The following is a 22,306-nucleotide window of genomic DNA, read 5'->3' as shown; positions in this document are numbered from 1 at the left end:
CTTAGCCAATTTGTCCTTACTCACCCCAGTCACTTACCTGAGTAAGCTCCTGGGGATTCATGCGGTTGCCGCCTTCATGCAACTCGAATTATTTTGGGTATAGCAGCACATAATGGCATTTATGTTCTCTATTGGTTCCCTCTGTACGTACTTGCTTGAGTAACGAATATCGACGAAGCTTGTCACGCGACGGCGAGTACACGTCGATTATGAAGGTTTGGGGGACAGTCGGAGCTGTTGCAGGTTGCCGTGCAGGGTTAAATCGATACGCAGTGTCGCGACCTGGCGACTGATGAACGCCATTTCTCGTTGGCTTTCCAGCTTGCCGCGCCATTTTTCCGGAACGTTTGATAAATTCTGGTAAAGCGCATCCAGACTTCCGGCCTGTTGTAGTAATTGCACCGCACTTTTGGGCCCGATTCCATTGACCCCCGGAATTTTACTGCTGCTGATACCTGCTAGCCCCCAATAGTCCGTAAGCCGTGGTGGTAAAACGCCAAATTCTTGCTGAACGAACGGAAGATCCAACCAGCGCTTCTGAAAATAATCACGGATCTGGATGGTTGGTGCCAGTAGCTGACAGTAGCCTTTATCTGTCGAGACAATGGTTGCCTGATGTCCCAGCGTCGCGACTTTGGTCGCCAGCGTCGCGGCAAGATCGTCAGCCTCATTACCCGGTGAGTGCCAACTAGCAACGCCGATCTTGGCAAAAGCTTCCTTTATTTGTGGTAATTCCTGTTTGAGCGTCTCCGGCATGGGGACGCGTCCTGCTTTGTAATCGGGGAGAATCTGGTGTCGCCAACTGGTGTCACGATCTTCATCGTCAAACACAGCCACCGCGTGGGTAGGGCGGCTATGCTGCAATAGTTGATTCAGTGCGTGCTGACAAGCAGGTACACACGGAGAGCCTTGTACCGCATGAATTCGGCGTATCAAGTTAAGTGCGTCGACAATCAGCAGATGGGCAGACATAAAGCGTTTCCTGATAGTGTCGGTAAGGGGCTTTTCCCCGAGAAGGCCAGATTGGTCATTCATCGGGTTGATAAGACAACCCGATGAGGATCTTGAGCGGTTTAAGCGCTCGGTTGCGTTAGGCACAAATCTCATAGCAAGGAATATACGTGCTGCCGGGGAGTTTCATGCGCTGCTGTGCGACGAACCCCTGAAGCAACTTATCCATGCTTTTCATCAATTGCGTATCGCCATGGATTTTATAAGGCCCTTGTTCCTCAATAGCCTTGATGCCCACTTCCTTGACGTTTCCGGCAACGATACCGGAAAACGCACGGCGCAGCGCCGCGGCGAGTTCTTCCGGCGGTTGATTGAGATGCAGATTTAGATTTGCCATGTTTTCATGCGTGGGCTCGAAGGGCATCTGTAGATCTGGCGCGATCCGCAAAGACCAGTTAAAGCTATAGGCATCACCCGTGTGTCGGCGACTTTCCTTCACCAACGGCATGGATTTTTTCATCTGGCGGGCGACTTCTGCCGCATCATCAATAATGATGGAATAGTAGCGGCGGGCCTGACGTCCTAATGTGCCGATGATAAATTCGTCCAATACACGGAAATAATCTGCACTTTCTTTGGGCCCCGTCAGGATAATTGGCAGCACCTGCTCGCTATTTTCCGGGTTCATCATAATGCCGAGCAGGTAAAGGAATTCTTCTGCCGTTCCCACGCCGCCAGGGAAGATGATGATGCCATGCCCGATACGGACAAATGCCTCCAGCCGTTTTTCGATATCCGGCATGATGATTAATTCATTTACCAACGGATTGGGAGGCTCTGCGGCGATGATAGACGGTTCGGTCATCCCGATGAATCGCCCATCTTTATAGCGTTGCTGTGCGTGCCCCACCGCCGCGCCTTTCATTGGCGCTTCCATCGCGCCTGGGCCACAGCCAGTACAAATATTCAATTCACGTAAGCCAAGCTGACTACCGACTTTGCGTGCATACAAATATTCGGTTTCATTGATGGAATGCCCGCCCCAGCACACCACCATGTTCGGCTCTTCACCGACATGTAGTGCCCGGGCGTTACGTAAAATGGAGAAAACCAGATTGGTGATGTGGGTGGAATTTTCCAGATTCAGATTCTGGTAACGACCTGCACTGGTAATTTGTCCGTTAACAAACAGGATATCTCGCAGCACGGCAAACAGGTTGGCCTGTAGTGCACGAATGATATACCCATCAACAAAGGCGTCTTCAGGGGGGTTAACCAGTTCCAGTTTCACGCCGCGTTCGCGACGCAGTACGTTGATGTCGAAGCTTTCATAACGAGAAAGCAATTCTTTACTGCTGTCTGTCTGACTACCGGAGTTGAGTACGGCAAGAGAACAGTTACGAAACAAACGGTAAAGATCGCTGCTGGCAGTGCTTTTCAGCATGTCCACTTCCAACTGCGATAGCAAATCCATTGAGCCTAATGGGCTAATATGTGTAATCAATTTTGCTCCTTGAAACGCAGTGTCATCTGCCATTTCATCAATGGCCTGAAAAATCTGAACCGGGTGCCAAGATGTTCTGGCTAACCCGCTGTTTCACCTTAACGTGCCACCATCATTTTTTCCAATCATGACGGCATGTAAAAACATGATGTTGCGTAATGTTTCGCATTTATTGACGCGGTAACCGTCCATTCGATGGCGTAAATGCGATGTTGCTACGCCATGGATTGATATCTAATCCCCCCCGGCGGGTGTAACGTGCATAAACGGTGAGCCTATCTGGTTGGTAGTAGTGCATCAGGTCGTTAAAAATACGTTCCACACATTGTTCGTGAAATTCATTATGGTGGCGAAATGAAACGATGTAGCGCAGAAGGGCTTCCCGATTGATCCGTCGGCCACGATAGTGAATTTGCACTGACCCCCAATCGGGTTGGTGAGTAATCAGGCAGTTTGATTTCAATAAATGGCTGACCAGTGTTTCTTCAATGATTTCATTTTTTTCAACTGGATGATTGGTTCCTCCCAGACAAATGCCGTCTGTTGATGTTACCGCCAGATAGTCCGCGTTAAATTCATAGCTGTCGATACGGATATCCTGCTCATCAATACATTCCCCCTCAAAGCGGGCAATAGGCTGACCTTCCAATTCACCGAGTTTAAATAATGCGACACTGACCTGACCTTGGGCGCAATGACTCAGGTCTGTTATCAAGGTATTGCGAACGTCTTCCCAATGATTGAATTGCGTTTGATTAAAACTGTTGAGATAAAGTTTGAAGCTTTTAGACTCAATGAGGTTCAGGCTACTTGCCTCCAGACGTATTTCTCCGACAGCGACCTGGGGAAGGCCATTGGGATTAAGCCAGGAAAGTTCGTAGAGCGTCCAGATATCCTCGCCATGGAACGGAAGGTTATCGGGGTAAATGCCAAGAGGTTCACGGTTGAGACTGCGCGGCACCGGTTGTAGTAGTCCTGGATCGTACCGATCGTGGTAAGGGGTAGGTTTACCTAGCGTCAGTTCGCTCAAGGCTTGGTGTTTGTCATAGAGGGACATTCTGTTGCCTGATGTAAAAAGATATCATGGTGGATAGTGTAACCTGACTAATAGAATGATGAGAAAAATTATGGATTGTGACGTTACTGAGGCATTGTCTGCATTTACCCAGCGCTACATTTCGCTTTGGCAGCAGGAAACGGGGGATCTTCCTGCCAGCGACGCGCTATATGGCGTGCCTTCTCCCTGCATTATTAAGAACCAGGACGAGTCGGTTTATTGGTTACCACAGCCTTTTCCCTCGGTGGCGAGGTTAGACGGCGTAGAAAGAGCATTGGAAATCAGCTTACATCCGGATATTCACGCTTTCTATACCGCCCAATACGCGGGGGATATGACAGCGCAATTTGATTCACACCCGTGTACTTTGCTTCAAGTTTGGAGTGAAGATGACTTTGTGCGAATGCAGGAAAATTTGATTGGGCATTTGTTAACACAGAAACGCCTAAAATTATCGCCGACACTTTTTCTGGCAACGACGGATTCTGAAATGACGATGATATCGCTGTGTAATGTTTCAGGGCAGATCCTCATGGAGGAGTTTGGTACTCGGCAGCGTCAGATATTGGCTCCTGATCTGTCTACGTTTCTTGCGGAGCTTTGTCCAAAGATAAACCAATGATTAGTCATGTTTCACTTTGGGTCATGTGAGAGATCTCTTACATTTTATGTGCGACATTTCTCATCTTTCCGGTGAATACTGAAGAAGGTATTTATTTTTTCATTATTAATTAAACAATTAAGCTATATTGTCGAGGGCTCGCCGAAAGCGTATTGATAAACATTGTCAGTTACCTCTTGCCGAATCCTAACAATTAATACATCTTATTACTTAAGTTGGTAACCGGTTACAGTGGATTTGGTGGTTATCATTTGTCGTTGGTGGGCCAGTATAATGGACTTGGTACACCTCGTGCTTTTCAGGATGAAACGCGTTTTCAGGATGAAATCAGGGACACCTCCAGGAAGGAGACTGAGAACCGATGAGGATGTCGGTGGGGCAGGAGCCTAAAGGGAACTAATCATGGATGATACAGGATGGCCAAGTCAGGAAGAAAGTTGGACGACTGCACGGATCGTTGGTTAGGAAGACCATCAGGGAAAAGTTTTCAAGGATGAGCAGGGACGCAAAAGTGTAGCTGGATAGCTATAAAACGAATTGGGGGTACTGAGCAATCAGTACCCCCATTTTTTTACTGTCGAGCTCGAGAGAGTGAATATTGGGCGAGACGAATATCAATGCTATGCTTTGCCGCTTATTGAACAGGCTTCGTGATGAGAAACTATGAGCATAGAGAATCAGGTTCGTCAGTCTTTATTAGACATTGAACATGCCTTAAGAGATAGCCCTTTCTGGGAAATATCACCGCCAAATTCTGCCGCTTTTAACAGCGTTGAACCTTTTTATATCGATACGATGTCAGCTGTTCAGTGGTTGCAGTGGGTGCTATTGCCACGTATGCATGCGTTGTTGGATAGTCACTCTCCACTCCCTGAAGCATTTTCATTGTTACCTTATTTTGAAGAAGCGTTGGATGGCGAGCCTGATGATATCGCCGCTGTGTTGTTGTCTATCAAACAGCTCGATGCGCTATTTGTCAGGAATGAGCAAAATAGTCTTGAACCTGATGAAAACAACCATGCTTGAGGTTATTTATCAGGATGAGCATCTGATTGCTGTCAATAAGCCTTCTGGTTGGCTAGTGCACCGTAGTTGGTTGGATCGTAAAGAAAAAGTGGTAGTGATGCAGACCGTGCGGGATCAAATTGGTCAGCATGTTTATACGGTTCATCGGCTGGATAGACCCACATCTGGCGTACTGTTACTGGCATTATCCAGTGAGGTTGCACGTTTATTATCTCAACAGTTTGAGCGGCAGCAGATGCAGAAAACTTACCATGCGGTCGTGCGTGGTTATGTTCTGGATGATGGTGTGATCGATTATGCTTTAACGGAAGAGCTCGATAAAATCGCAGATAAATTCGCTAATCCAGATAAAGCACCGCAACCGGCCGTAAGTCATTATCGTGCGTTGGCTCAGGTTGAAATGCCGGTGGCTATCGGACGCTACCCTACATCACGCTATAGCTTGTTAGAACTGATGCCGGAAACTGGACGTAAGCACCAACTTCGCCGCCATCTATCTCACATTCGCCACCCCATTATCGGCGACAGTGCGCATGGCGATTTACGGCAGAATCGCGGTATGGCGGCGCATTTTTCCTGTGGGCGATTAATGCTCCATGCCAGTCAATTAGTGTTGCCTCATCCAGTCAGTGGTGAACGACTCACCTTAGAAGCCCGTTGGGACAGGGAATGGCAGGGGGTGATGTCACGGTTCGGTTGGCAAAATATTCTCCCTGATTTTGAAAGGGTTGAGTTTCCTGACGCATCGGGTCAGGATAGTGAGCGTTTCGTTCAGTGCTAAATTGATCATTACATAACAAGGGAGTCGGCAGCATGGCGCAGATTGGTATTTTTGTTGGCACAGTCTACGGGAATGCACTTCTGGTCGCTGAAGAAGCGGAGAACATACTCAGAGAACACGGACATGACGTGAAGGTGTTTGAGGACGCCTCGTTAGCGTCGTGGCTTGAGTATTGTGAGCATTACGTGCTGGTCGTAACGTCAACCACAGGGCAGGGACAGTTGCCTGAGTCGATAGCGCCTTTGTTCGCAGCATTACGTGAGAAAGGCGGCTATCAGCCGAATTTACACTATGGCGTGATTGCGTTGGGGGACAGTAGCTATGAAAACTTTTGTGGCGCAGGTCATCAATTTGATGCGTTATTACAGGATATCGGTGCGAAACGCCTCGGTGACGTGCTGAATATTGATGCCATTGAACATCCAGAGCCGGAAGTGATTTCTTGCCCGTGGGTTGAGCATTGGAGTGGGTTGGTCAACGCATCGTGAGATGAAAAAACGGGAGACGTCATCGCTCCCGTTTTTGTTAAAGAAAGGCAATAAAGGTGGTCAGCGATTTTTAGTCAACTTTTCCAGGTCTGATTCAATTTCGGCGATTTTATTTGAAACTACGCTATCCAGATGACGGAGATCGTCAAGGATCTTGCGTTTGAGATCAATTTCTACCTGTTCGTGTTGACAGATCTGGTCAAGCTCATCGATGACATAACGTAAATTCGGGCTGATTTCGTTGATTTCTTTATAACCCTGACCTGCGTTGTCGGCCATGATGGTTTTACGTTGACGCGGATATTTGAATTTTACACTCTTGGCGAAAAACTCGCCTTTGTCTTTGCGGAAGTATATTTTCAGAATATCGTTGCTGGCCTCCTGGCGCAGGCTATAGCGATCGATATCGTCGGGATTGGTTATCCCCAGGCTTTTCAGATTGTCATACATAGCGCCACCTTTCTTGGTTTTGACCTTTATGCCCGCATACCTCAAGTTGCATGTCCGTTGGCGACATCTGTTACTTGGCTCTCCCCTTTAGGGAGAAAACCGCCTTAACGTTTTTATTCTGCAACTTGAGCTGTTTTGGGTATCGGTGAATAAAAAAATGGCGGGTTACTTAACCCGCCAGATTCAGTTTAGTCAATGGTACGTAATAACTCATTAATTCCCACTTTTCCGCGGGTTTTCGCATCGACTTTTTTCACAATCACTGCACAATACAGGCTATGTGTACCGTCTTTGGACGGCAAGTTACCGGAAACGACCACAGAACCTGCTGGGACGCGGCCGTAATGGATTTCACCTGTTTCACGATCGTAAATACGAGTGCTTTGGCTGATAAATACGCCCATAGAAATAACAGAGCCTTCTTCAACGATGACGCCTTCTACGACTTCAGAACGTGCACCGATGAAGCAGTTATCTTCAATAATCGTCGGGTTAGCCTGTAGTGGTTCCAGTACGCCACCAATGCCGACGCCACCAGATAGGTGAACATTCTTACCTATCTGGGCACAGGAACCGACGGTTACCCAGGTATCAACCATCGTACCTTCATCAACATAAGCGCCAATATTGACGTAAGAAGGCATCAGAACGGTGTTGCGGGCGATATATGCGCCACGACGTACGCTGGCAGGCGGTGCAACGCGGAAACCTTCGCGTTGAAAGCGCTCTGCATCATAATCAGCGAACTTCATCGGGACTTTGTCGTAGTAACGCGTTTCCGCACCTTCAATAAGTTGGTTATCGTTAATGCGGAAGGAGAGTAACACCGCCTTTTTCAGCCATTGATGCGTTACCCACTGGCCGTCGATTTTTTCTGAGACTCGTAGTGTGCCGCTGTCTAACAAGCTGATAACCTGATTAATTGCTTCGCGCGTAACGGTGTCTACATTTGCCGGAGTGATATCTGCGCGGCGTTCGAAAGCGGTTTCGATAACGTTCTGTAGTTGTTGGTGCATCCTGTTTTCTCTTTCCTGATAGTGAAAATTAACTCAAGGGTACTTTATCGTTTGGGTTTAGGGCCTCTGTCAACCGTTCTTGCAATTTAAGTCGTAATTCCGGCTTAAGGGCCCGTCTATCGCTGTCAGCGAGAATAAATAAATCCTCTACTCGCTCACCAATGGTGGAAATTCGTGCGCCATGTAGCGAGAGGTTAAGGTCGGAAAAAATTTCGCCGATACGTGCCAATAAACCAGGTTGGTCGAGCGCACTGAGTTCCATATAGCTACGCCGGTCCGTATGTGTCGGTAGAAAATTGACTTCCGTTGGTACGCTGAAGTGGCGAAGCTTGGGCGAAGGGCGACGTACACGTGGATGTTGATAATCACGCTGCGTCAATGCCTGTTCGAGCGCAACGCGGATCATTTCGTGGCGATCTTGCGCCAGTGGGCTACCGTCTGGCTCAAGTACAATGAACGTATCCATTGCCATACCATCACGGCTGGTAAAAATTTGGGCATCGTGAACGCTCAGGTTTCGTCGATCTAATTCACCTGCTACAGCGGCAAATAAATAAGGTCGATCCGGGCTCCAGATAAATATTTCTGTTCCCCCTCGGCTGGCCTGATGGCTGATTAGTACCAGTGGTTTCTGCGTGTCATGCTCTAGCAGATGGCGTGCATGCCAAGCTAATTGGTTAGGCGAATGGCGCAGGAAATAGTCGGCGCGACAACGGCTCCAGATATGATGTAAGGCTTCCTCATCAATGTTATCCATACGTAACAATGCCAACGCCTGAAGACGATGGTGGCGAACGCGTTCTCTTAGGTCTGGGGTGTTTTGCATTCCCCGGCGGAGTTGTTTTTCTGTCGCAAAATAGAGCTCACGTAACAGGCTCTGTTTCCAACTGTTCCACAGCGTTTCATTGGTGGCGCAAATGTCGGCGACGGTCAGGCTGACCAGGTACCGCAGGCGTGTTTCACTTTGCACTTCAGTGGCAAATTGCTGGATAACCGTAGGATCCTGGATATCCCGACGCTGTGCAGTGACTGACATAAGAAGATGGCAGCGAACTAACCAGGAAACTAACTGGGCTTCCCGTGAGTTCAAACCGTGTAGCGCGGCGAATTCGAGTACATCTTGGGCACCCAGTTCTGAGTGATCGCCACCGCGACCTTTAGCAATGTCATGAAACAGAGCGGCGAGCAGCAATAGCTCAGGTTGTGGCAGGCGAGGATAAAGCTCGACACAGAGTGGATGAAGTGTGTGAGTCTCCTCATCAGAGAAACTCTCTAGCTTTAACAGCACCCGAATAGTATGTTCATCAACCGTGTAAGCATGGAATAAATCAAACTGCATTTGGCCGACGATATTGCCCCATAACGGCATATAGGCCCACAGTACGCTGTGATGATGCATCGGAAGTAACGCTCTACTCACGGCATGCGGATGGCGCAGCATGTTCATAAATAGGTGTCTGGCTTCCGGGATGGTACATAGTGGGCTGGAAAGGTGGCGTCGGGCATGGCGAAGATGGCGGAGCGTCGTCGAATAAATACCGGTAATATTACGATTACGTACCATCATGTAAAACATACGCATGATGGCTTCCGGTTTACGGGTAAACAATGTCTCATCTCGCAGATCGATCAGGCTACCGCGTAGTTGAAACTCTTCATCAATCGCTCGTGGTTTCTCGCTGGCTTCGAGTGCCAGAATGGCCTCATCAAATAATTGCAGCAGCATCTGATTCAACTCGCTAACGCGCCGGGTCATGCGGTAGAAGTCTTTCATCATGCGTTCGACTGGTGCGTTTCCTTCCCCTTGATATTGCAGCAACTGCGCGACATTAAGCTGTCGATCGAACAGTAATCGATTATCGTAGCGCGGGAGTATCAGGTGCAAGGCAAAACGAATACGCCACAGAAAGCTCTGGCATTCATTGAGTTCTTTACGTTCTGCTTCGGTGAGAAAGCCAAAACCAACCATTTCATTCAGCGAGGTTGCACCAAAATGGCGGCGAGCGACCCATTGTAAGGTGTGAATGTCGCGTAATCCGCCTGGGCTGCTTTTGATATCAGGTTCGAGGTTGTAACTGGTACTATGATAGCGCTGATGACGCTCCTTTTGTTCTGCGATTTTGGCCGGAAAAAAAGTTGATGATGGCCAGAATTCTTCACTGAATACTTGTTTTTGCAGGTTAAGAAATAGGGCAACATCACCGCATATCATGCGAGATTCGATGAGATTGGTTGCGACAGAAATATCAGCGCCGCCTTCTTGTAAACACTCTTCCAGCGTTCTCACGCTGTGACCCACTTCGAGTTTAATATCCCACAGCAAAGTAATGAATTTACCAACCTGCTGTGAATCCCGATCGTTGAGTTTATCTAGGCTGAGAAACAGAACATCAATATCGGAAAGTGGATGCAATTCACCGCGCCCGTAGCCGCCGACCGCGACTAATGCTGTTTGCGCGATGGTTTCAAACCCATAAAAAAACCACAGGCGTTGCAAGAGACGATCAATGAAAAGCGTTCTGGCATCAATAAGCATTTCTGCACTAACGCCGGATTTAAATTCGTTGCTCAACCAGGATTGAAATTGTTCTAATTGCCGTTTCAGCGTCTGGCAGTCCAGCATGTCATCGCTATATGTCAGCGGCGAGGCAGGTAAGGGTGTCGCCGCAGAGGATTGTGCCGACGTATCTGTATCTGGTGAAAGATTTTTTTGGCTCATAGACGCAATCCATAACAAATCGCAGTGAGTGATGTGAAATACCGCTTTCTGTGTACGAAAGCGGCTTAGTCAGGACAGCTACCCTAGGCCGACAGTTGTCGGCTTACTCATTATTCTTCGTGTGTAATGATATTGGCGATGGTGTCATCTTTTCGCAGCGTCATGATTTCACAGCCATTTTCAGTTACCACAATAGTATGCTCGTATTGGGCTGACAAGCTGCGATCCTTGGTTTTAACTGTCCAACCATCTTTCATTGACCGAATACGATAATCGCCAGCGTTGACCATAGGCTCAATCGTGAATGCCATACCCGCTTGCAGGACAACACCACCGTCATCGGCATCGTAATGCAGTACCTGAGGTTCTTCGTGGAAACCCACACCGATTCCGTGGCCGCAATATTCGCGAACAACGGAAAAATTGTTTGCTTCAACGAATTTCTGGATCGCTTTCCCGAGAGAACGTAAGCGAATACCCGGTTTCACCATTTTTAACGCCAGATATAAGCTTTCTTGCGTAATACGGCAGAGGCGTTCGCCCAAAATTGTCGGTTTACCCACGATGAACATCTTGGAGGTATCACCATGGAAACCCTCCTTGATAACGGTCACATCGATATTAACGATGTCGCCGTCTTTCAGGATTTTTTCTTCACTGGGAATACCGTGACAGACCACTTCATTAACAGAAATGCACACGGATTTCGGAAAACCGTGATAGCCCAGACAGGCGGAAATAGCCTGCTGTTTATTAGTGATGTAGTCATGACAAATTCTGTCTAATTCTGCCGTGTTGACGCCGGGAACAACATGAGGTTCGATGATTTCCAATACCTCAGCGGCCAGACGGCCAGCAACGCGCATTTTCTCAATGTCTTCAGGTGTTTTGATTGATATTGCCATTAAATATTTGTCCGCAGGTGTCCTGTATGGATTACAGGAATGAAGGTCGGTGATAAGTCATAACTCATGTTATCAGCCAAGCCATTAGCTTGCCAAATTATCATTCCGAATGGTGGTGTCGGGGGCAACAAAAGTTGGTGTTCCCAGGGGATTTATGGTATAAAGCGCGCCGACGATCCGGCTGGATGTTTTTGTAGGTATCTGGCTGTGTCGGCTAAACTCACTTTGTGTATATAACACACACGTGTCGGCACGTTCGCCGGGGTGCTCCAAACGATTTCGATCGATGGGGTCGGCGCAATGGGACTCGTGGAGGCTTAACCCCATACTTAATTAATAGAGGTAATCATGGCAACTGTTTCCATGCGCGATATGCTCAAGGCTGGCGCACACTTTGGTCACCAGACCCGTTACTGGAACCCGAAAATGAAGCCGTTCATCTTCGGTGCGCGTAACAAAGTGCACATCATCAACCTTGAGAAGACAGTACCGATGTTCAACGATGCGCTGGCTGAGCTGAGCAAAATTGCTTCTCGCAAGGGCAAGATTCTGTTCGTTGGTACTAAACGCGCAGCAAGCGAAGCGGTAAAAGACGCGGCCAACAGCTGCGATCAGTTCTTCGTGAACCATCGTTGGTTGGGCGGTATGCTGACTAACTGGAAAACCGTTCGTCAGTCAATTAAGCGTCTGAAAGATCTGGAAACGCAATCTCAGGATGGTACTTTCGACAAGCTGACCAAGAAAGAGGCGCTGATGCGTACTCGCGAACTGGACAAGCTGGAAAACAGCCTGGGCGGTATCAAGGACATGGGTGGTCTGCCAGACGCACTGTTCGTTGTTGATGCCGATCATGAACACATTGCCATCAAAGAAGCTAACAACCTGGGTATCCCGGTATTTGCTATCGTTGATACCAATTCCGATCCAGATGGCGTTGACTTCATTATTCCTGGTAACGATGACGCAATCCGTGCAGTTAGCCTGTATCTGGGTGCTGTCGCCACTGCTATCCGCGAAGGCCGTTCACAAGATCTGGCTGAGCAGGCAGAAGAAGGCTTAGTCGAAGCTGAATAATAAGTCTGGCTCGTTGAGCCCTTATTAACCAGGTAGTATCTAGTTTGGTTAGGGGCCTCTTTATGGCCCCTTTTTCATTTTTAAGACTGTTTGGTCGTTGCGACCAGGCAGTATAAATCTTCCGAGGATTTTAGAATGGCTGAAATTACCGCATCCCTGGTAAAAGAGCTGCGTGAGCGTACCAGCGCAGGTATGATGGAATGTAAAAAGGCGCTGGTTGAAGCTGACGGCGACATTGAACTTGCCATCGAAAACATGCGTAAATCCGGCGCGATTAAAGCGGCGAAGAAAGCAGGTAACGTTGCTGCTGATGGCGTAATCAAGACTAAGATCGACGGTAACTACGCTGTGATTCTGGAAGTTAACTGCCAGACCGATTTCGTGGCGAAAGATGGTGGTTTCCAGGCGTTTGCTGACAAAGTTCTGGATGCCGCGGTTGCAGGCAAAATCACCGATGTTGACGTACTGAAAGCACAGTTTGAAGAAGAACGTGTCGCACTGGTTGCGAAAATTGGTGAGAACATCAACATTCGCCGCGTTTCTGCGCTGGAAGGCGATGTATTGGGCAGCTATCAGCACGGTGCACGCATCGGTGTTCTGGTTGCCGCTAAAGGCGCTGACGAAGAGCTGGTTAAACACCTGGCTATGCACGTGGCTGCAAGCAAACCTGAATTCGTTAGTCCGGAAGATGTGTCTGCTGAAGTGGTAGAAAAAGAGTACAAAGTTCAGTTGGAAATCGCCATGCAGTCTGGCAAACCAAAAGAAATCGCAGAGAAAATGGTTGAAGGCCGCATGAAGAAATTCACCGGTGAAGTTTCTTTGACTGGTCAGCCTTTTGTTATGGATCCAGCTAAATCTGTTGGCCAACTGCTGAAAGAGCATAATGCTAACGTAACTAACTTCATCCGCTTCGAAGTCGGTGAAGGTATTGAGAAAGCTGAAGTTGACTTTGCTGCTGAAGTTGCAGCGATGAGTAAGCAGTCTTAATAATAGTGAAAAAGGGCCGCCGCTTGGCGGCTCCTTTTTATCCAGCCTAAATAGTTTCAGTACACTGGGTTGCCGCGCTTTAATCGGTAACCGGGTGAAACCATTTTCAATTGTTTTAACAATCCCAATACGATGACAGCCTGTAGGACAAGAACACCATGGCAACCAATGCAAAACCCGTCTATCAACGAATCCTGCTAAAGCTGAGTGGCGAAGCGTTGCAGGGAACTGAAGGTTTTGGTATCGATGCGAGCATTCTGGATCGCATGGCGCAGGAAGTGAAGGAACTGGTTGAGTTGGGCATCCAGGTCGGTGTCGTCATCGGCGGCGGCAACCTGTTTCGTGGAGCGGGTTTAGCGAAAGCAGGTATGAACCGCGTTGTGGGTGACCACATGGGCATGCTGGCTACTGTGATGAACGGCTTGGCGATGCGTGATGCGTTGCATCGTGCTTATGTGAATGCCCGCCTGATGTCAGCGATTCCCCTGAATGGCGTGTGCGATAACTATAGTTGGGCTGAGGCCATTAGCTTGCTACGTAATAACCGCGTGGTAATTTTCTCCGCCGGGACGGGCAATCCTTTCTTCACCACTGATTCGGCAGCCTGCTTGCGCGGCATTGAAATTGAAGCCGATGTTGTGTTGAAAGCGACAAAAGTGGATGGCGTCTACTCTGCTGATCCGGTAAAAGATCCTTCAGCTACCTTGTATGAAACGTTGAACTATCAGGAAGTGTTGGAACGTGAGTTAAAAGTCATGGATTTGGCTGCCTTCACTCTGGCGCGTGATCATAACTTGCCAATTCGGGTTTTCAATATGAATAAACCTGGCGCATTGCGTCGAGTCGTGATGGGTGAGAAAGAAGGAACGTTGATCAGTAATAACGGGTAACCTTAGAAATAAGGTAATATCCAGTTTCTGGCAACAGCAGAGATAGTCATATACTGCATGCAGTTATGCGGTATTAATTATTCACCGGGTCACGCGGCGCGTGGCCTGCAAGGCAACCAGTATTCAAGGGTTCACAACGTGACTAATGAAATCAGAAAAGATGCTGAAACGCGCATGGATAAATGTGTTGAAGCGTTCAAAAATCAGATCAGCAAAATTCGTACTGGCCGCGCATCACCCAGTATTCTTGATGGTATTCAAGTTGAATATTATGGCAGTGCTACGCCGTTACGTCAGTTGGCCAACGTGGTCGTAGAAGATTCCCGTACGCTGGCGATTACCGTATTTGATCGTTCACTTGGCCCAGCGGTTGAGAAAGCCATTATGACGTCAGATCTGGGGCTAAACCCTTCTTCTGCCGGATCGGTGATCCGCGTTCCATTGCCCCCGCTGACGGAAGAACGTCGTAAAGATCTGATTAAAGTGGTTCGTGGTGAAGCAGAGCAAGGTCGAGTGTCTGTTCGCAATGTGCGCCGTGATGCTAACGATAAGCTAAAAGCGCAGTTGAAAGATAAAGCGATCAGTGAAGATGAAGAACGCCGTGCTCAGGATGATGTCCAGAAGCTGACGGACGCCTTTATCAAGAAAGTTGATGCTGCTTTGGCAGAAAAAGAAACGGAACTGATGGAGTTTTAATTCTGTCCGTTTGATAAATAAGCATTGCCGGAAGCGTGGGGATTTTTGATGTCTCTGTCCCGGTGATGCTTTATTTTGTTGAATACATCGGCACTGGCCTGTTTTGTGGATAGCAAATCATCTTTGTCATGACATCATGTTCTCATGAATAATGATGGACACGTCATGGTAATCGTTTCAGACTCGTGTACCTTCCTGTCATCAAATCCAGTTATTCAGAGCATTTCAATGAAGCAACTGACCATTCTTGGTTCTACCGGTTCTATTGGCGTGAGTTCACTTGCGGTTATTCAGGCCAATCCAGACAAATTCTCAGTCAAGGCGCTGTCCGCCGGGCGCAATGTTGATCGCATGCTTGAGCAATGCCTGACGTTTCGACCGGCTTACGCTTCCATGTCGGATGATGTCGCTGCAAAAAGATTACGTGAGCGATTAGCTGAACACGGATGTCATACGGAGGTTTTATCAGGGGCACAGGCTGCTTGTGAACTTGCCGCACTGGATGATGTCGATCAGGTCATGGCGGCGATTGTCGGCGCGGCGGGTTTGTTGCCAACTCTGGCCGCTATTCGTGCGGGTAAACAGGTTTTGCTGGCGAATAAAGAGTCTCTGGTAACCTGCGGGCGTCTGTTTATGGATGCCGTTGTGCAAAATGGCGCACAGCTTTTACCGATTGATAGTGAACATAATGCGATTTTTCAGAGTTTACCTGAGCAAATTCAGCAGCAATTAGGCTACGCTTCACTAGCGCAACATGGTGTTGAACGTATCATTCTGACCGGGTCTGGTGGCCCGTTTCGTGAAACGGCCATATCGGCGTTGACGGATATGACCCCCGATCAGGCTTGTGCACACCCGAATTGGTCAATGGGGCGAAAGATTTCTGTCGACTCCGCCACAATGATGAATAAAGGGCTGGAATACATTGAAGCTCGCTGGTTGTTTAATGCTTCTGCGGAACAAATGGAAGTCATTATCCATCCCCAGTCCGTCATTCATTCAATGGTGCGTTATCGTGATGGCAGCGTGCTTGCGCAACTGGGTTCGCCGGATATGCGTACGCCGATTGCACATGCGATGGCCTACCCAGAACGCGTCGCGTCTGGTGTGAGCGCATTGGATTTTTGTCAATTGGGGGCGCTGACGTTTTCTGCGCCAGACTATGCGCGTTATCCGTGCTTACGATTGGCGATAGACGCCTGTAATCAGGGGCAGGCCGCAACCACGGCCTTAAATGCCGCGAATGAAATTGCGGTTGAGGCGTTTTTACAATCACAGGTTCGCTTTACGGATATTGCTGCAATTAATCAGCAGGTTGTCGAGCAACTGAATCTGTCAGAACCGACAAGTGTTGATGACGTTATTGCCATCGATCGTTGGGCAAGGCAGGCCGCTACTCGAGTGCTGGCTGCATATCTATCCTAAATAATTCGAGTTGCAGGAAGGCACAATTTGTTCGTATGCAACTGAGGTGGTATAGTCTGCGCCACTCAATAGTCGGCTTTGCGGGATGCTTCGCGCCGACGGTGAAGTTAAGCCGTGATCGCTCACGGCTTTTTTTGCGCTAACGGGGTCTGATGTTACGGAAGGACTGTTGTATTTCTTACTTGAGGAAATAAGTACGCGTTATGCCGTCCGATAATCAAAAAAATGCTGATAGTCTGTCGTTTACCAAACCTCGGCACGTTGCCATCATCATGGATGGAAATGGCCGTTGGGCGAAAAAACGGGGAAAACTGCGGATATTCGGCCATCAGGCCGGTGTGAAATCGGTGCGCCGTGCCGTGAGTTTTGCCGTTAGTCATGAACTTGATGCATTAACACTCTACGCGTTCAGCAGCGAAAACTGGAATCGCCCTGCCCAGGAAGTCACGGCATTGATGGAGCTGTTTGTCCGAGCGTTAGATAGTGAAGTGAAAAGTCTTCATAAACACAATGTTCGTCTGCGTATTATCGGTGATATCAGCCGTTTTAGCCCACGTTTACAAGAGCGTATCCATCGTTCGGAAGCTCTTACAAAAAATAATCAGGGTTTGACGCTGAATATTGCTGCGAATTATGGTGGTCGTTGGGATATCATTCAGGGAGTAAAGCGACTTGCCGAACAGGTACAAGAGGGAACGTTACGTCCTGACAGCATTGATGAAGATTCATTATGCCAATATGTTTGCCTGAATGAGTTGGCGCCGGTTGATTTGGTGATCAGAACCGGTGGAGAACATCGCATAAGTAACTTTTTGTTATGGCAAATTGCTTATGCCGAGCTTTACTTTACCGATGTCCTTTGGCCTGATTTCGATGAACAAGTCTTTGAAGGTGCTCTGAATGCATTTGCACAACGTGAGCGTCGCTTCGGGGGAACAACACCTATCGATGTGGATGCATCCTAGGGGGAACTTTTGCTGAAGTATCGCCTGATTACTGCTTTGATTTTGATTCCGATTGTTATCGCAGCATTGTTTTTGTTGCCGCCGTTGGGGTTTACGTTGGTTACGCTGGCTGTCTGCATGCTAGCGGCTTGGGAATGGGGACAACTGTCAGGGTTTACCTCCTCTGGTCAACGGGTGTGGCTAGCCATTCTGTGTGGCTTCTTACTGGCGTTGATGCTATTAACTCTCCCTGCCTATCATTATTCTGTTCACGCTCTGCAAATCCGCGTAACGCTTTGGAGCGCGCTAGCTTGGTGGATCGTGGCGTTGTTTCTGGTTTTGTCCTACCCCGTTTCTGCATCGCTGTGGCGGCATTCTCGTGTGTTGCGATTGGCCTTTGGGATCGTGACGATTGTTCCGTTTTTCTGGGGAATGGTCGCGCTACGTCAATATCATTATGATATCAATCCTTTTATCGGCGCATGGTGGTTGTTGTACGTGATGTTGCTGGTATGGGGCGCAGACAGTGGAGCCTACATGTTTGGCAAACTGTTTGGTCGACGCAAGCTTGCACCAAAAGTCTCTCCGGGAAAAACCTGGGAAGGGTTAGTCGGGGGACTGGTTACCTCCGCGATAATTTCTTTGCTATTTAGCCGTTATGCGCCTTTGAGCGTGGCATCCTCCACGTTGTTGATCTGTTCTATCGTTGCAGCCTTGGCTTCGGTACTGGGTGACTTGACTGAAAGTATGTTTAAACGCGAAGCCGGCATTAAAGACAGCAGTCATTTGATTCCTGGGCACGGTGGTGTACTGGATCGTATTGATAGTCTGACGGCGGCTGTTCCGGTGTTTTCTTGTTTGATGTTATTGATATTTAAAGCAGTTTAGGGTGAAACGGTAACGTATGATGAATTTCCTTTGGAGTCTGGCCGCCTTTATCATTGCACTGGGTGTACTCATTACCGTGCATGAATTTGGTCACTTCTGGGTCGCTCGTCGGTGTGGCGTTAAGGTTGAACGTTTTTCTGTCGGTTTCGGTCGTGCGCTGTGGCGTCGTCGGGATCGGTTTGGAACAGAATATGTCATCGCATTAATTCCACTTGGCGGCTATGTCAAAATGCTTGACGAGCGCGTCGATACGGTCGCACCCGAGTTTCGCCACCAATCATTTAATAGCAAGACCGTATGGCAGCGTGCCGCTATCGTCAGTGCCGGTCCTATCGCTAATTTTCTTTTTGCCATTGTCGCCTATTGGCTGGTATTTATTATCGGTGTTCCTGGCGTTCGCCCCGTGGTTGGCGAAATAGTACCCAACTCTATTGCTTCGCAGGCGGAAATGTCGGCGGGGATTGAACTAAAGTCAGTTGATGGTATCGAAACGCCTGATTGGGATACGGCGCGTTTGGCGTTGATCGGTAAGATCGGTAGCAATCAGGTTGTTATTAACACGGCACCTTTAGGTGCTACTCAGACAGTACAGAAAACACTGGACTTGCGTGATTGGCAGTTTGAACCCGATAAGCAAGATCCGGTTATGTCTCTGGGGATAGTCCCTCGTGGGCCACAGGTTGAGGCTGTATTAACGCAGGTTCAACCGGGGTCCGCTGCTGAAAAGGCAGGTTTGCAAGTTGGGGACAGGATCGTTAAAGTCGGCGGGCAGGTTCTGGCGCATTGGCGTGATTTTGTTGCCGCCGTGCGTGACAATCCAGAGCAGAGTATTGCGTTGGATGTCGAAAGAGGCGGAGTGATGCTGCCTTTAACGTTGACGCCTGACAGTAAATCTATAGGTGGTGGCCGGGTTGAAGGGCTTGCCGGTGTGATGCCGAGTGTGGCTCCTTTACCTGAAGAATACAAAACGGTACGTCAGTACGGTCCGTTCAGCGCCATCTATCAGGCAACAGATAAAACCTGGCAACTGATGAAGTTGACCGTCAGTATGTTAGGCAAACTGGTTACGGGTGATGTTAAGCTGAACAACCTGAGCGGTCCGATCTCGATTGCTCAGGGGGCAGGAATGTCAGCAGATTATGGATTGATTTATTACCTGATGTTTTTGGCTTTAATCAGCGTCAATCTGGGGATCATCAATTTGTTCCCTCTGCCGGTATTGGATGGTGGACACTTGCTCTTCCTTGCAGTTGAAAAACTGAAGGGCAGGCCGGTTTCTGAGCGTGTGCAGGACTTTAGTTATCGCATTGGTACTGTGTTGCTGATGTTGTTAATGGGACTCGCACTTTTCAATGATTTCTCTCGCCTGTAGGCGCGAGATTAGGTTAGGAAAAACGCATAACAACGATGGCGATGAAAAAGTTGCTCATAGCGTCGCTGCTGTTCAGCAGCGCCACCGTATACGGTGCAGACGGGTTCGTAGTGAAGGACATTCATTTCGAGGGCCTGCAGCGGGTTGCTGTCGGCGCGGCACTACTTAGTATGCCGGTCCGCGTTGGTGATACCGTCGGTGATGATGATATCGGTAATACCATCCGTGCCTTGTTCGCAACCGGAAATTTTGAAGATGTACGGGTCCTGCGTGATGGTGAAACGCTGATTGTTCAGGTGAAAGAGCGCCCGACAATCGCCAGTGTCACTTTCTCCGGCAACAAGTCAGTCAAAGATGACATGTTGAAAGAGAACCTGGAAGCGTCGGGTGTACGTGTCGGCGAAGCGCTAGACCGCACGGCACTTACCAGTATCGAAAAAGGGCTGGAAGATTTCTATTACAGCGTAGGTAAATACAGTGCATCGGTGAAAGCGGTGGTCACGCCATTGCCTCGTAACCGTGTTGACTTGAAATTGGTCTTCACCGAAGGGGTATCAGCCCAAATTCAGCAGATCAATATCGTTGGCAACAAAGCATTCAGCTCTGACGAATTGATTTCCCGTTTTCAATTGCGTGATGAAGTGCCCTGGTGGAACGTTGTCGGCGATCGCAAATATCAGAAGCAAAAACTTTCTGGTGATTTGGAAACGTTACGTAGTTTCTACCTGGATCGCGGTTATGCCCGGTTTAATATTGATTCAACTCAGGTGAGTTTGACGCCAGATAAAAAAGGCATCTACATCACCATCAATATGACAGAAGGCGATCAGTACAAGTTATCAGGCGTTGCGGTGAAAGGGAATTTGGCTGGTCATTCTGCGGAAATTGAAGGCCTGACGAAGATTGAACCCGGTGAACTCTACAACGGCACGAAAGTGACTCGTATGGAAGAGGATATTAAAAAGCTGCTGGGTCGATATGGCTATGCTTATCCGCGCGTCGTCACACAACCAGAAATCAATGATGCCGATAAAACGGTAAAACTGAATATCAACGTTGATGCGGGTAACCGTTTCTATGTGCGTCATATTCGTTTTGACGGTAATGACACCTCGAAAGATTCGGTTTTACGTCGTGAAATGCGTCAGATGGAAGGGGCTTGGTTAGGTAACGATCTGGTTGAGCAAGGTAAAGAGCGTTTAAATCGTTTGGGATACTTTGAAACCGTTGATGTCGAAACGCAACGCGTTCCCGGTATGGCCGATCAGGTTGATGTCACATATAAAGTTAAAGAACGTAACACGGGTACGTTTAACTTTGGTGTGGGTTTTGGTACAGAAAGCGGTGTGAGTTTCCAGGCCGGTGTTCAACAGGATAACTGGTTGGGAACAGGTAACTCCGTCGGTATCAGCGGAACCAAAAACGACTATCAGACGTATGTCGAATTGTCTCTGACCGATCCGTATTTCACGGTTGATGGGGTTAGCCTCGGCGGCCGCATTTTCTATAACAAGTTTGAAGCCTACGATGCCGATCTGTCTGACTATACCAATACCAGTTACGGTATCGGAAGTACGTTAGGTTTCCCCATTAATGAAAATAACTCGTTGCGCCTCGGTTTGGATTATGTTCATAACGATCTGTCGGATATGAAACCGCAGGTGGCAATGTGGCGTTATCTGGATTCCGTTGGCGTTAATCCTGAAATTGTTGGTGAAAATGACAAATCCAGCGCCGATTTCAAAGCGAACGATTTCTTCCTGAATACTGGATGGTCATATAACAACCTTGACCGTGGTTATTTCCCAACCAAAGGGACGCGTGCATCGGCTAACGCCAAAGTCACCATCCCTGGTTCAGATAATGAATATTACAAACTGACGTTTGATTCTGCGACCTATTACCCCCTGAGCGAGAGTGGCAATTGGGTGGTGATGGGGCGTACTCGTGCAGGTTATGCTGATGGATTAGGCGGTAAGGAAGTGCCGTTCTATGACAACTTCTATGCCGGCGGATCCAGCACAGTTCGTGGCTTCCAGTCGAATACCATTGGTCCAAAAGCTGCCTATTATAGCTGTGTGAAAGGGACGCATACATCTTATGCCGACTGTCCGATTGATAAAACTAATCTGGATGATGCCGTCGGTGGTAATGCGATGATGGTCGCGAGCGCAGAGTTGATTGTACCTACGCCGTTTATCAGCGATAAATATGCGAGCTCAGTACGGACGTCGTTCTTCATCGATGGCGGTACTGTTTGGGATACTAACTGGAAAAATACGCAGGCAACGCTTGATGCGGGCGTACCGGATTACAGTAAACCCGGTAATTTCCGTGTATCCAGCGGTATCGCGCTGCAATGGATGTCTCCGCTTGGGCCATTGGTCTTTTCCTATGCCCAGCCGGTCAAAAAGTACGATGGAGACAAGTCGGAACAATTCCAGTTTAACATCGGTAAAACCTGGTAGTGTGACGTCAGCAGATCGTATGCAAGACAAATCGCATAGCGGA

General features: G+C 48.4%; 20 protein-coding genes. 13 read left to right on the top strand and 7 right to left on the bottom strand.

Translation table 11 applies throughout. The features are described from left to right. Window positions 1-207: 207 nt before the first annotated feature. From xni to queF, 3 genes are all read right to left on the bottom strand, one after another. Complete coding sequence (gene xni, locus ACKPVM_RS13335; protein ID WP_409309661.1) at window positions 208-972, bottom strand: flap endonuclease Xni; 765 nt, start codon at window positions 970-972, stop codon at window positions 208-210. 118 nt (window positions 973-1,090) lie between these two features. Beyond that, window positions 1,091-2,455, bottom strand: coding sequence for a nucleotide 5'-monophosphate nucleosidase PpnN (gene ppnN / locus ACKPVM_RS13330; RefSeq protein ID WP_409309659.1), 1,365 nt, complete (start codon window positions 2,453-2,455; stop codon window positions 1,091-1,093). 169 nt (window positions 2,456-2,624) lie between these two features. Further along, window positions 2,625-3,512 carry an NADPH-dependent 7-cyano-7-deazaguanine reductase QueF gene (queF, locus tag ACKPVM_RS13325; protein WP_409309657.1) on the bottom strand — a complete coding sequence of 296 codons (888 nt, stop codon included), beginning with the start codon at window positions 3,510-3,512 and terminating at the stop codon, window positions 2,625-2,627. A 70-nt stretch (window positions 3,513-3,582) separates the two neighbouring features. Here queF and syd point away from each other — a divergent pair, with 70 nt between their 5' ends. The 4 genes from syd (at window position 3,583) to ACKPVM_RS13305 (ending at window position 6,429) form a co-directional block, all read left to right on the top strand. After that, window positions 3,583-4,134 (top strand): SecY-interacting protein, encoded by a 552-nt coding sequence (syd, locus tag ACKPVM_RS13320; RefSeq protein WP_409309656.1) that lies wholly within the window; start codon window positions 3,583-3,585, stop codon window positions 4,132-4,134. Window positions 4,135-4,797: 663 nt separating this feature from the next. After that, on the top strand, window positions 4,798-5,160 hold the full coding sequence (locus tag ACKPVM_RS13315) for a YqcC family protein (RefSeq protein WP_409309654.1): 363 nt from the start codon (window positions 4,798-4,800) through the stop codon (window positions 5,158-5,160). Further along, window positions 5,153-5,941, top strand: coding sequence for a tRNA pseudouridine(65) synthase TruC (gene truC / locus ACKPVM_RS13310; protein ID WP_409309652.1), 789 nt, complete (start codon window positions 5,153-5,155; stop codon window positions 5,939-5,941). The genes ACKPVM_RS13315 and truC overlap by 8 nt, the downstream gene beginning before the upstream one ends. Window positions 5,942-5,973: 32 nt before the next feature. After that, window positions 5,974-6,429: a flavodoxin gene (locus ACKPVM_RS13305; RefSeq protein WP_409309650.1), complete on the top strand. Its 456-nt coding sequence runs from the start codon at window positions 5,974-5,976 to the stop codon at window positions 6,427-6,429. A 60-nt stretch (window positions 6,430-6,489) separates the two neighbouring features. Here ACKPVM_RS13305 and ACKPVM_RS13300 read toward each other — a convergent pair whose 3' ends face one another. The 4 genes from ACKPVM_RS13300 to map form a co-directional block, all read right to left on the bottom strand. Next, window positions 6,490-6,879, bottom strand: a complete 390-nt coding sequence (locus tag ACKPVM_RS13300) for a DUF3461 family protein (RefSeq protein WP_409309648.1) — start codon at window positions 6,877-6,879, stop codon at window positions 6,490-6,492. A 188-nt stretch (window positions 6,880-7,067) separates the two neighbouring features. Beyond that, window positions 7,068-7,895 (bottom strand): 2,3,4,5-tetrahydropyridine-2,6-dicarboxylate N-succinyltransferase, encoded by an 828-nt coding sequence (dapD, locus tag ACKPVM_RS13295; RefSeq protein WP_409309646.1) that lies wholly within the window; start codon window positions 7,893-7,895, stop codon window positions 7,068-7,070. A gap of 28 nt (window positions 7,896-7,923) precedes the next feature. Continuing rightward, window positions 7,924-10,614 carry a bifunctional uridylyltransferase/uridylyl-removing protein GlnD gene (glnD, locus tag ACKPVM_RS13290; RefSeq protein ID WP_409309644.1) on the bottom strand — a complete coding sequence of 897 codons (2,691 nt, stop codon included), beginning with the start codon at window positions 10,612-10,614 and terminating at the stop codon, window positions 7,924-7,926. Window positions 10,615-10,724: 110 nt separating this feature from the next. After that, entirely contained in the window at window positions 10,725-11,519 is a 795-nt protein-coding gene (map, locus tag ACKPVM_RS13285; protein WP_409309642.1) for a type I methionyl aminopeptidase, read from the bottom strand. A gap of 348 nt (window positions 11,520-11,867) precedes the next feature. On the opposite strand from map, the gene rpsB reads away from it, so the two are divergent. The 9 genes from rpsB (at window position 11,868) to bamA (ending at window position 22,263) form a co-directional block, all read left to right on the top strand. Further along, on the top strand, window positions 11,868-12,593 hold the full coding sequence (gene rpsB, locus ACKPVM_RS13280) for a 30S ribosomal protein S2 (RefSeq protein ID WP_409309640.1): 726 nt from the start codon (window positions 11,868-11,870) through the stop codon (window positions 12,591-12,593). 135 nt (window positions 12,594-12,728) lie between these two features. Next, window positions 12,729-13,580, top strand: coding sequence for a translation elongation factor Ts (gene tsf, locus ACKPVM_RS13275; RefSeq protein ID WP_409309638.1), 852 nt, complete (start codon window positions 12,729-12,731; stop codon window positions 13,578-13,580). A 158-nt stretch (window positions 13,581-13,738) separates the two neighbouring features. Then, a complete protein-coding gene (gene pyrH, locus ACKPVM_RS13270; RefSeq protein ID WP_409309637.1) occupies window positions 13,739-14,470 on the top strand; it encodes a UMP kinase in 732 nt (243 codons plus the stop codon). A 138-nt stretch (window positions 14,471-14,608) separates the two neighbouring features. After that, window positions 14,609-15,166 carry a ribosome recycling factor gene (frr, locus tag ACKPVM_RS13265; protein ID WP_409309635.1) on the top strand — a complete coding sequence of 186 codons (558 nt, stop codon included), beginning with the start codon at window positions 14,609-14,611 and terminating at the stop codon, window positions 15,164-15,166. A gap of 228 nt (window positions 15,167-15,394) precedes the next feature. Beyond that, entirely contained in the window at window positions 15,395-16,591 is a 1,197-nt protein-coding gene (gene ispC / locus ACKPVM_RS13260; RefSeq protein ID WP_409309633.1) for a 1-deoxy-D-xylulose-5-phosphate reductoisomerase, read from the top strand. A gap of 203 nt (window positions 16,592-16,794) precedes the next feature. Beyond that, a complete protein-coding gene (gene ispU, locus ACKPVM_RS13255; protein WP_409309631.1) occupies window positions 16,795-17,556 on the top strand; it encodes a (2E,6E)-farnesyl-diphosphate-specific ditrans,polycis-undecaprenyl-diphosphate synthase in 762 nt (253 codons plus the stop codon). Between the two features lie 9 nt (window positions 17,557-17,565). Then, entirely contained in the window at window positions 17,566-18,423 is an 858-nt protein-coding gene (gene cdsA / locus ACKPVM_RS13250; RefSeq protein WP_409309629.1) for a phosphatidate cytidylyltransferase, read from the top strand. 16 nt (window positions 18,424-18,439) lie between these two features. Then, on the top strand, window positions 18,440-19,795 hold the full coding sequence (rseP, locus tag ACKPVM_RS13245) for a sigma E protease regulator RseP (RefSeq protein ID WP_409309627.1): 1,356 nt from the start codon (window positions 18,440-18,442) through the stop codon (window positions 19,793-19,795). Between the two features lie 35 nt (window positions 19,796-19,830). Next, on the top strand, window positions 19,831-22,263 hold the full coding sequence (bamA, locus tag ACKPVM_RS13240) for an outer membrane protein assembly factor BamA (protein WP_409309625.1): 2,433 nt from the start codon (window positions 19,831-19,833) through the stop codon (window positions 22,261-22,263). The last annotated feature ends 43 nt before the right edge of the window (window positions 22,264-22,306 follow it).

The sequence above is a fragment of the Pectobacterium hainanensis genome (assembly GCF_046237015.1).
Classification (GTDB): Bacteria; Pseudomonadota; Gammaproteobacteria; order Enterobacterales; family Enterobacteriaceae; genus JBJYIN01.
Note: the sequence above shows the minus strand (reverse complement) of the source record. Positions and strands in the feature narration are given on the sequence as shown.

Bases quoted from the DNA above. Each gene is read 5' to 3' on its own strand.
- tsf (WP_409309638.1), top strand. From the start codon at position 12,729: ATGGCTGAAATTACCGCATCCCTGGTAAAAGAGCTGCGTGAGCGTACC.
- ACKPVM_RS13305 (WP_409309650.1), top strand. From the start codon at position 5,974: ATGGCGCAGATTGGTATTTTTGTTGGCACAGTCTACGGGAATGCACTT.
- ACKPVM_RS13315 (WP_409309654.1), top strand. From the start codon at position 4,798: ATGAGCATAGAGAATCAGGTTCGTCAGTCTTTATTAGACATTGAACAT.
- rpsB (WP_409309640.1), top strand. From the start codon at position 11,868: ATGGCAACTGTTTCCATGCGCGATATGCTCAAGGCTGGCGCACACTTT.
- truC (WP_409309652.1), top strand. From the start codon at position 5,153: ATGCTTGAGGTTATTTATCAGGATGAGCATCTGATTGCTGTCAATAAG.
- dapD (WP_409309646.1), bottom strand. From the start codon at position 7,895: ATGCACCAACAACTACAGAACGTTATCGAAACCGCTTTCGAACGCCGC.
- queF (WP_409309657.1), bottom strand. From the start codon at position 3,512: ATGTCCCTCTATGACAAACACCAAGCCTTGAGCGAACTGACGCTAGGT.
- bamA (WP_409309625.1), top strand. From the start codon at position 19,831: ATGGCGATGAAAAAGTTGCTCATAGCGTCGCTGCTGTTCAGCAGCGCC.
- rseP (WP_409309627.1), top strand. From the start codon at position 18,440: ATGATGAATTTCCTTTGGAGTCTGGCCGCCTTTATCATTGCACTGGGT.
- glnD (WP_409309644.1), bottom strand. From the start codon at position 10,614: ATGAGCCAAAAAAATCTTTCACCAGATACAGATACGTCGGCACAATCC.
- syd (WP_409309656.1), top strand. From the start codon at position 3,583: ATGGATTGTGACGTTACTGAGGCATTGTCTGCATTTACCCAGCGCTAC.
- ispC (WP_409309633.1), top strand. From the start codon at position 15,395: ATGAAGCAACTGACCATTCTTGGTTCTACCGGTTCTATTGGCGTGAGT.
- ispU (WP_409309631.1), top strand. From the start codon at position 16,795: ATGCCGTCCGATAATCAAAAAAATGCTGATAGTCTGTCGTTTACCAAA.
- pyrH (WP_409309637.1), top strand. From the start codon at position 13,739: ATGGCAACCAATGCAAAACCCGTCTATCAACGAATCCTGCTAAAGCTG.
- xni (WP_409309661.1), bottom strand. From the start codon at position 972: ATGTCTGCCCATCTGCTGATTGTCGACGCACTTAACTTGATACGCCGA.
- map (WP_409309642.1), bottom strand. From the start codon at position 11,519: ATGGCAATATCAATCAAAACACCTGAAGACATTGAGAAAATGCGCGTT.
- ACKPVM_RS13300 (WP_409309648.1), bottom strand. From the start codon at position 6,879: ATGTATGACAATCTGAAAAGCCTGGGGATAACCAATCCCGACGATATC.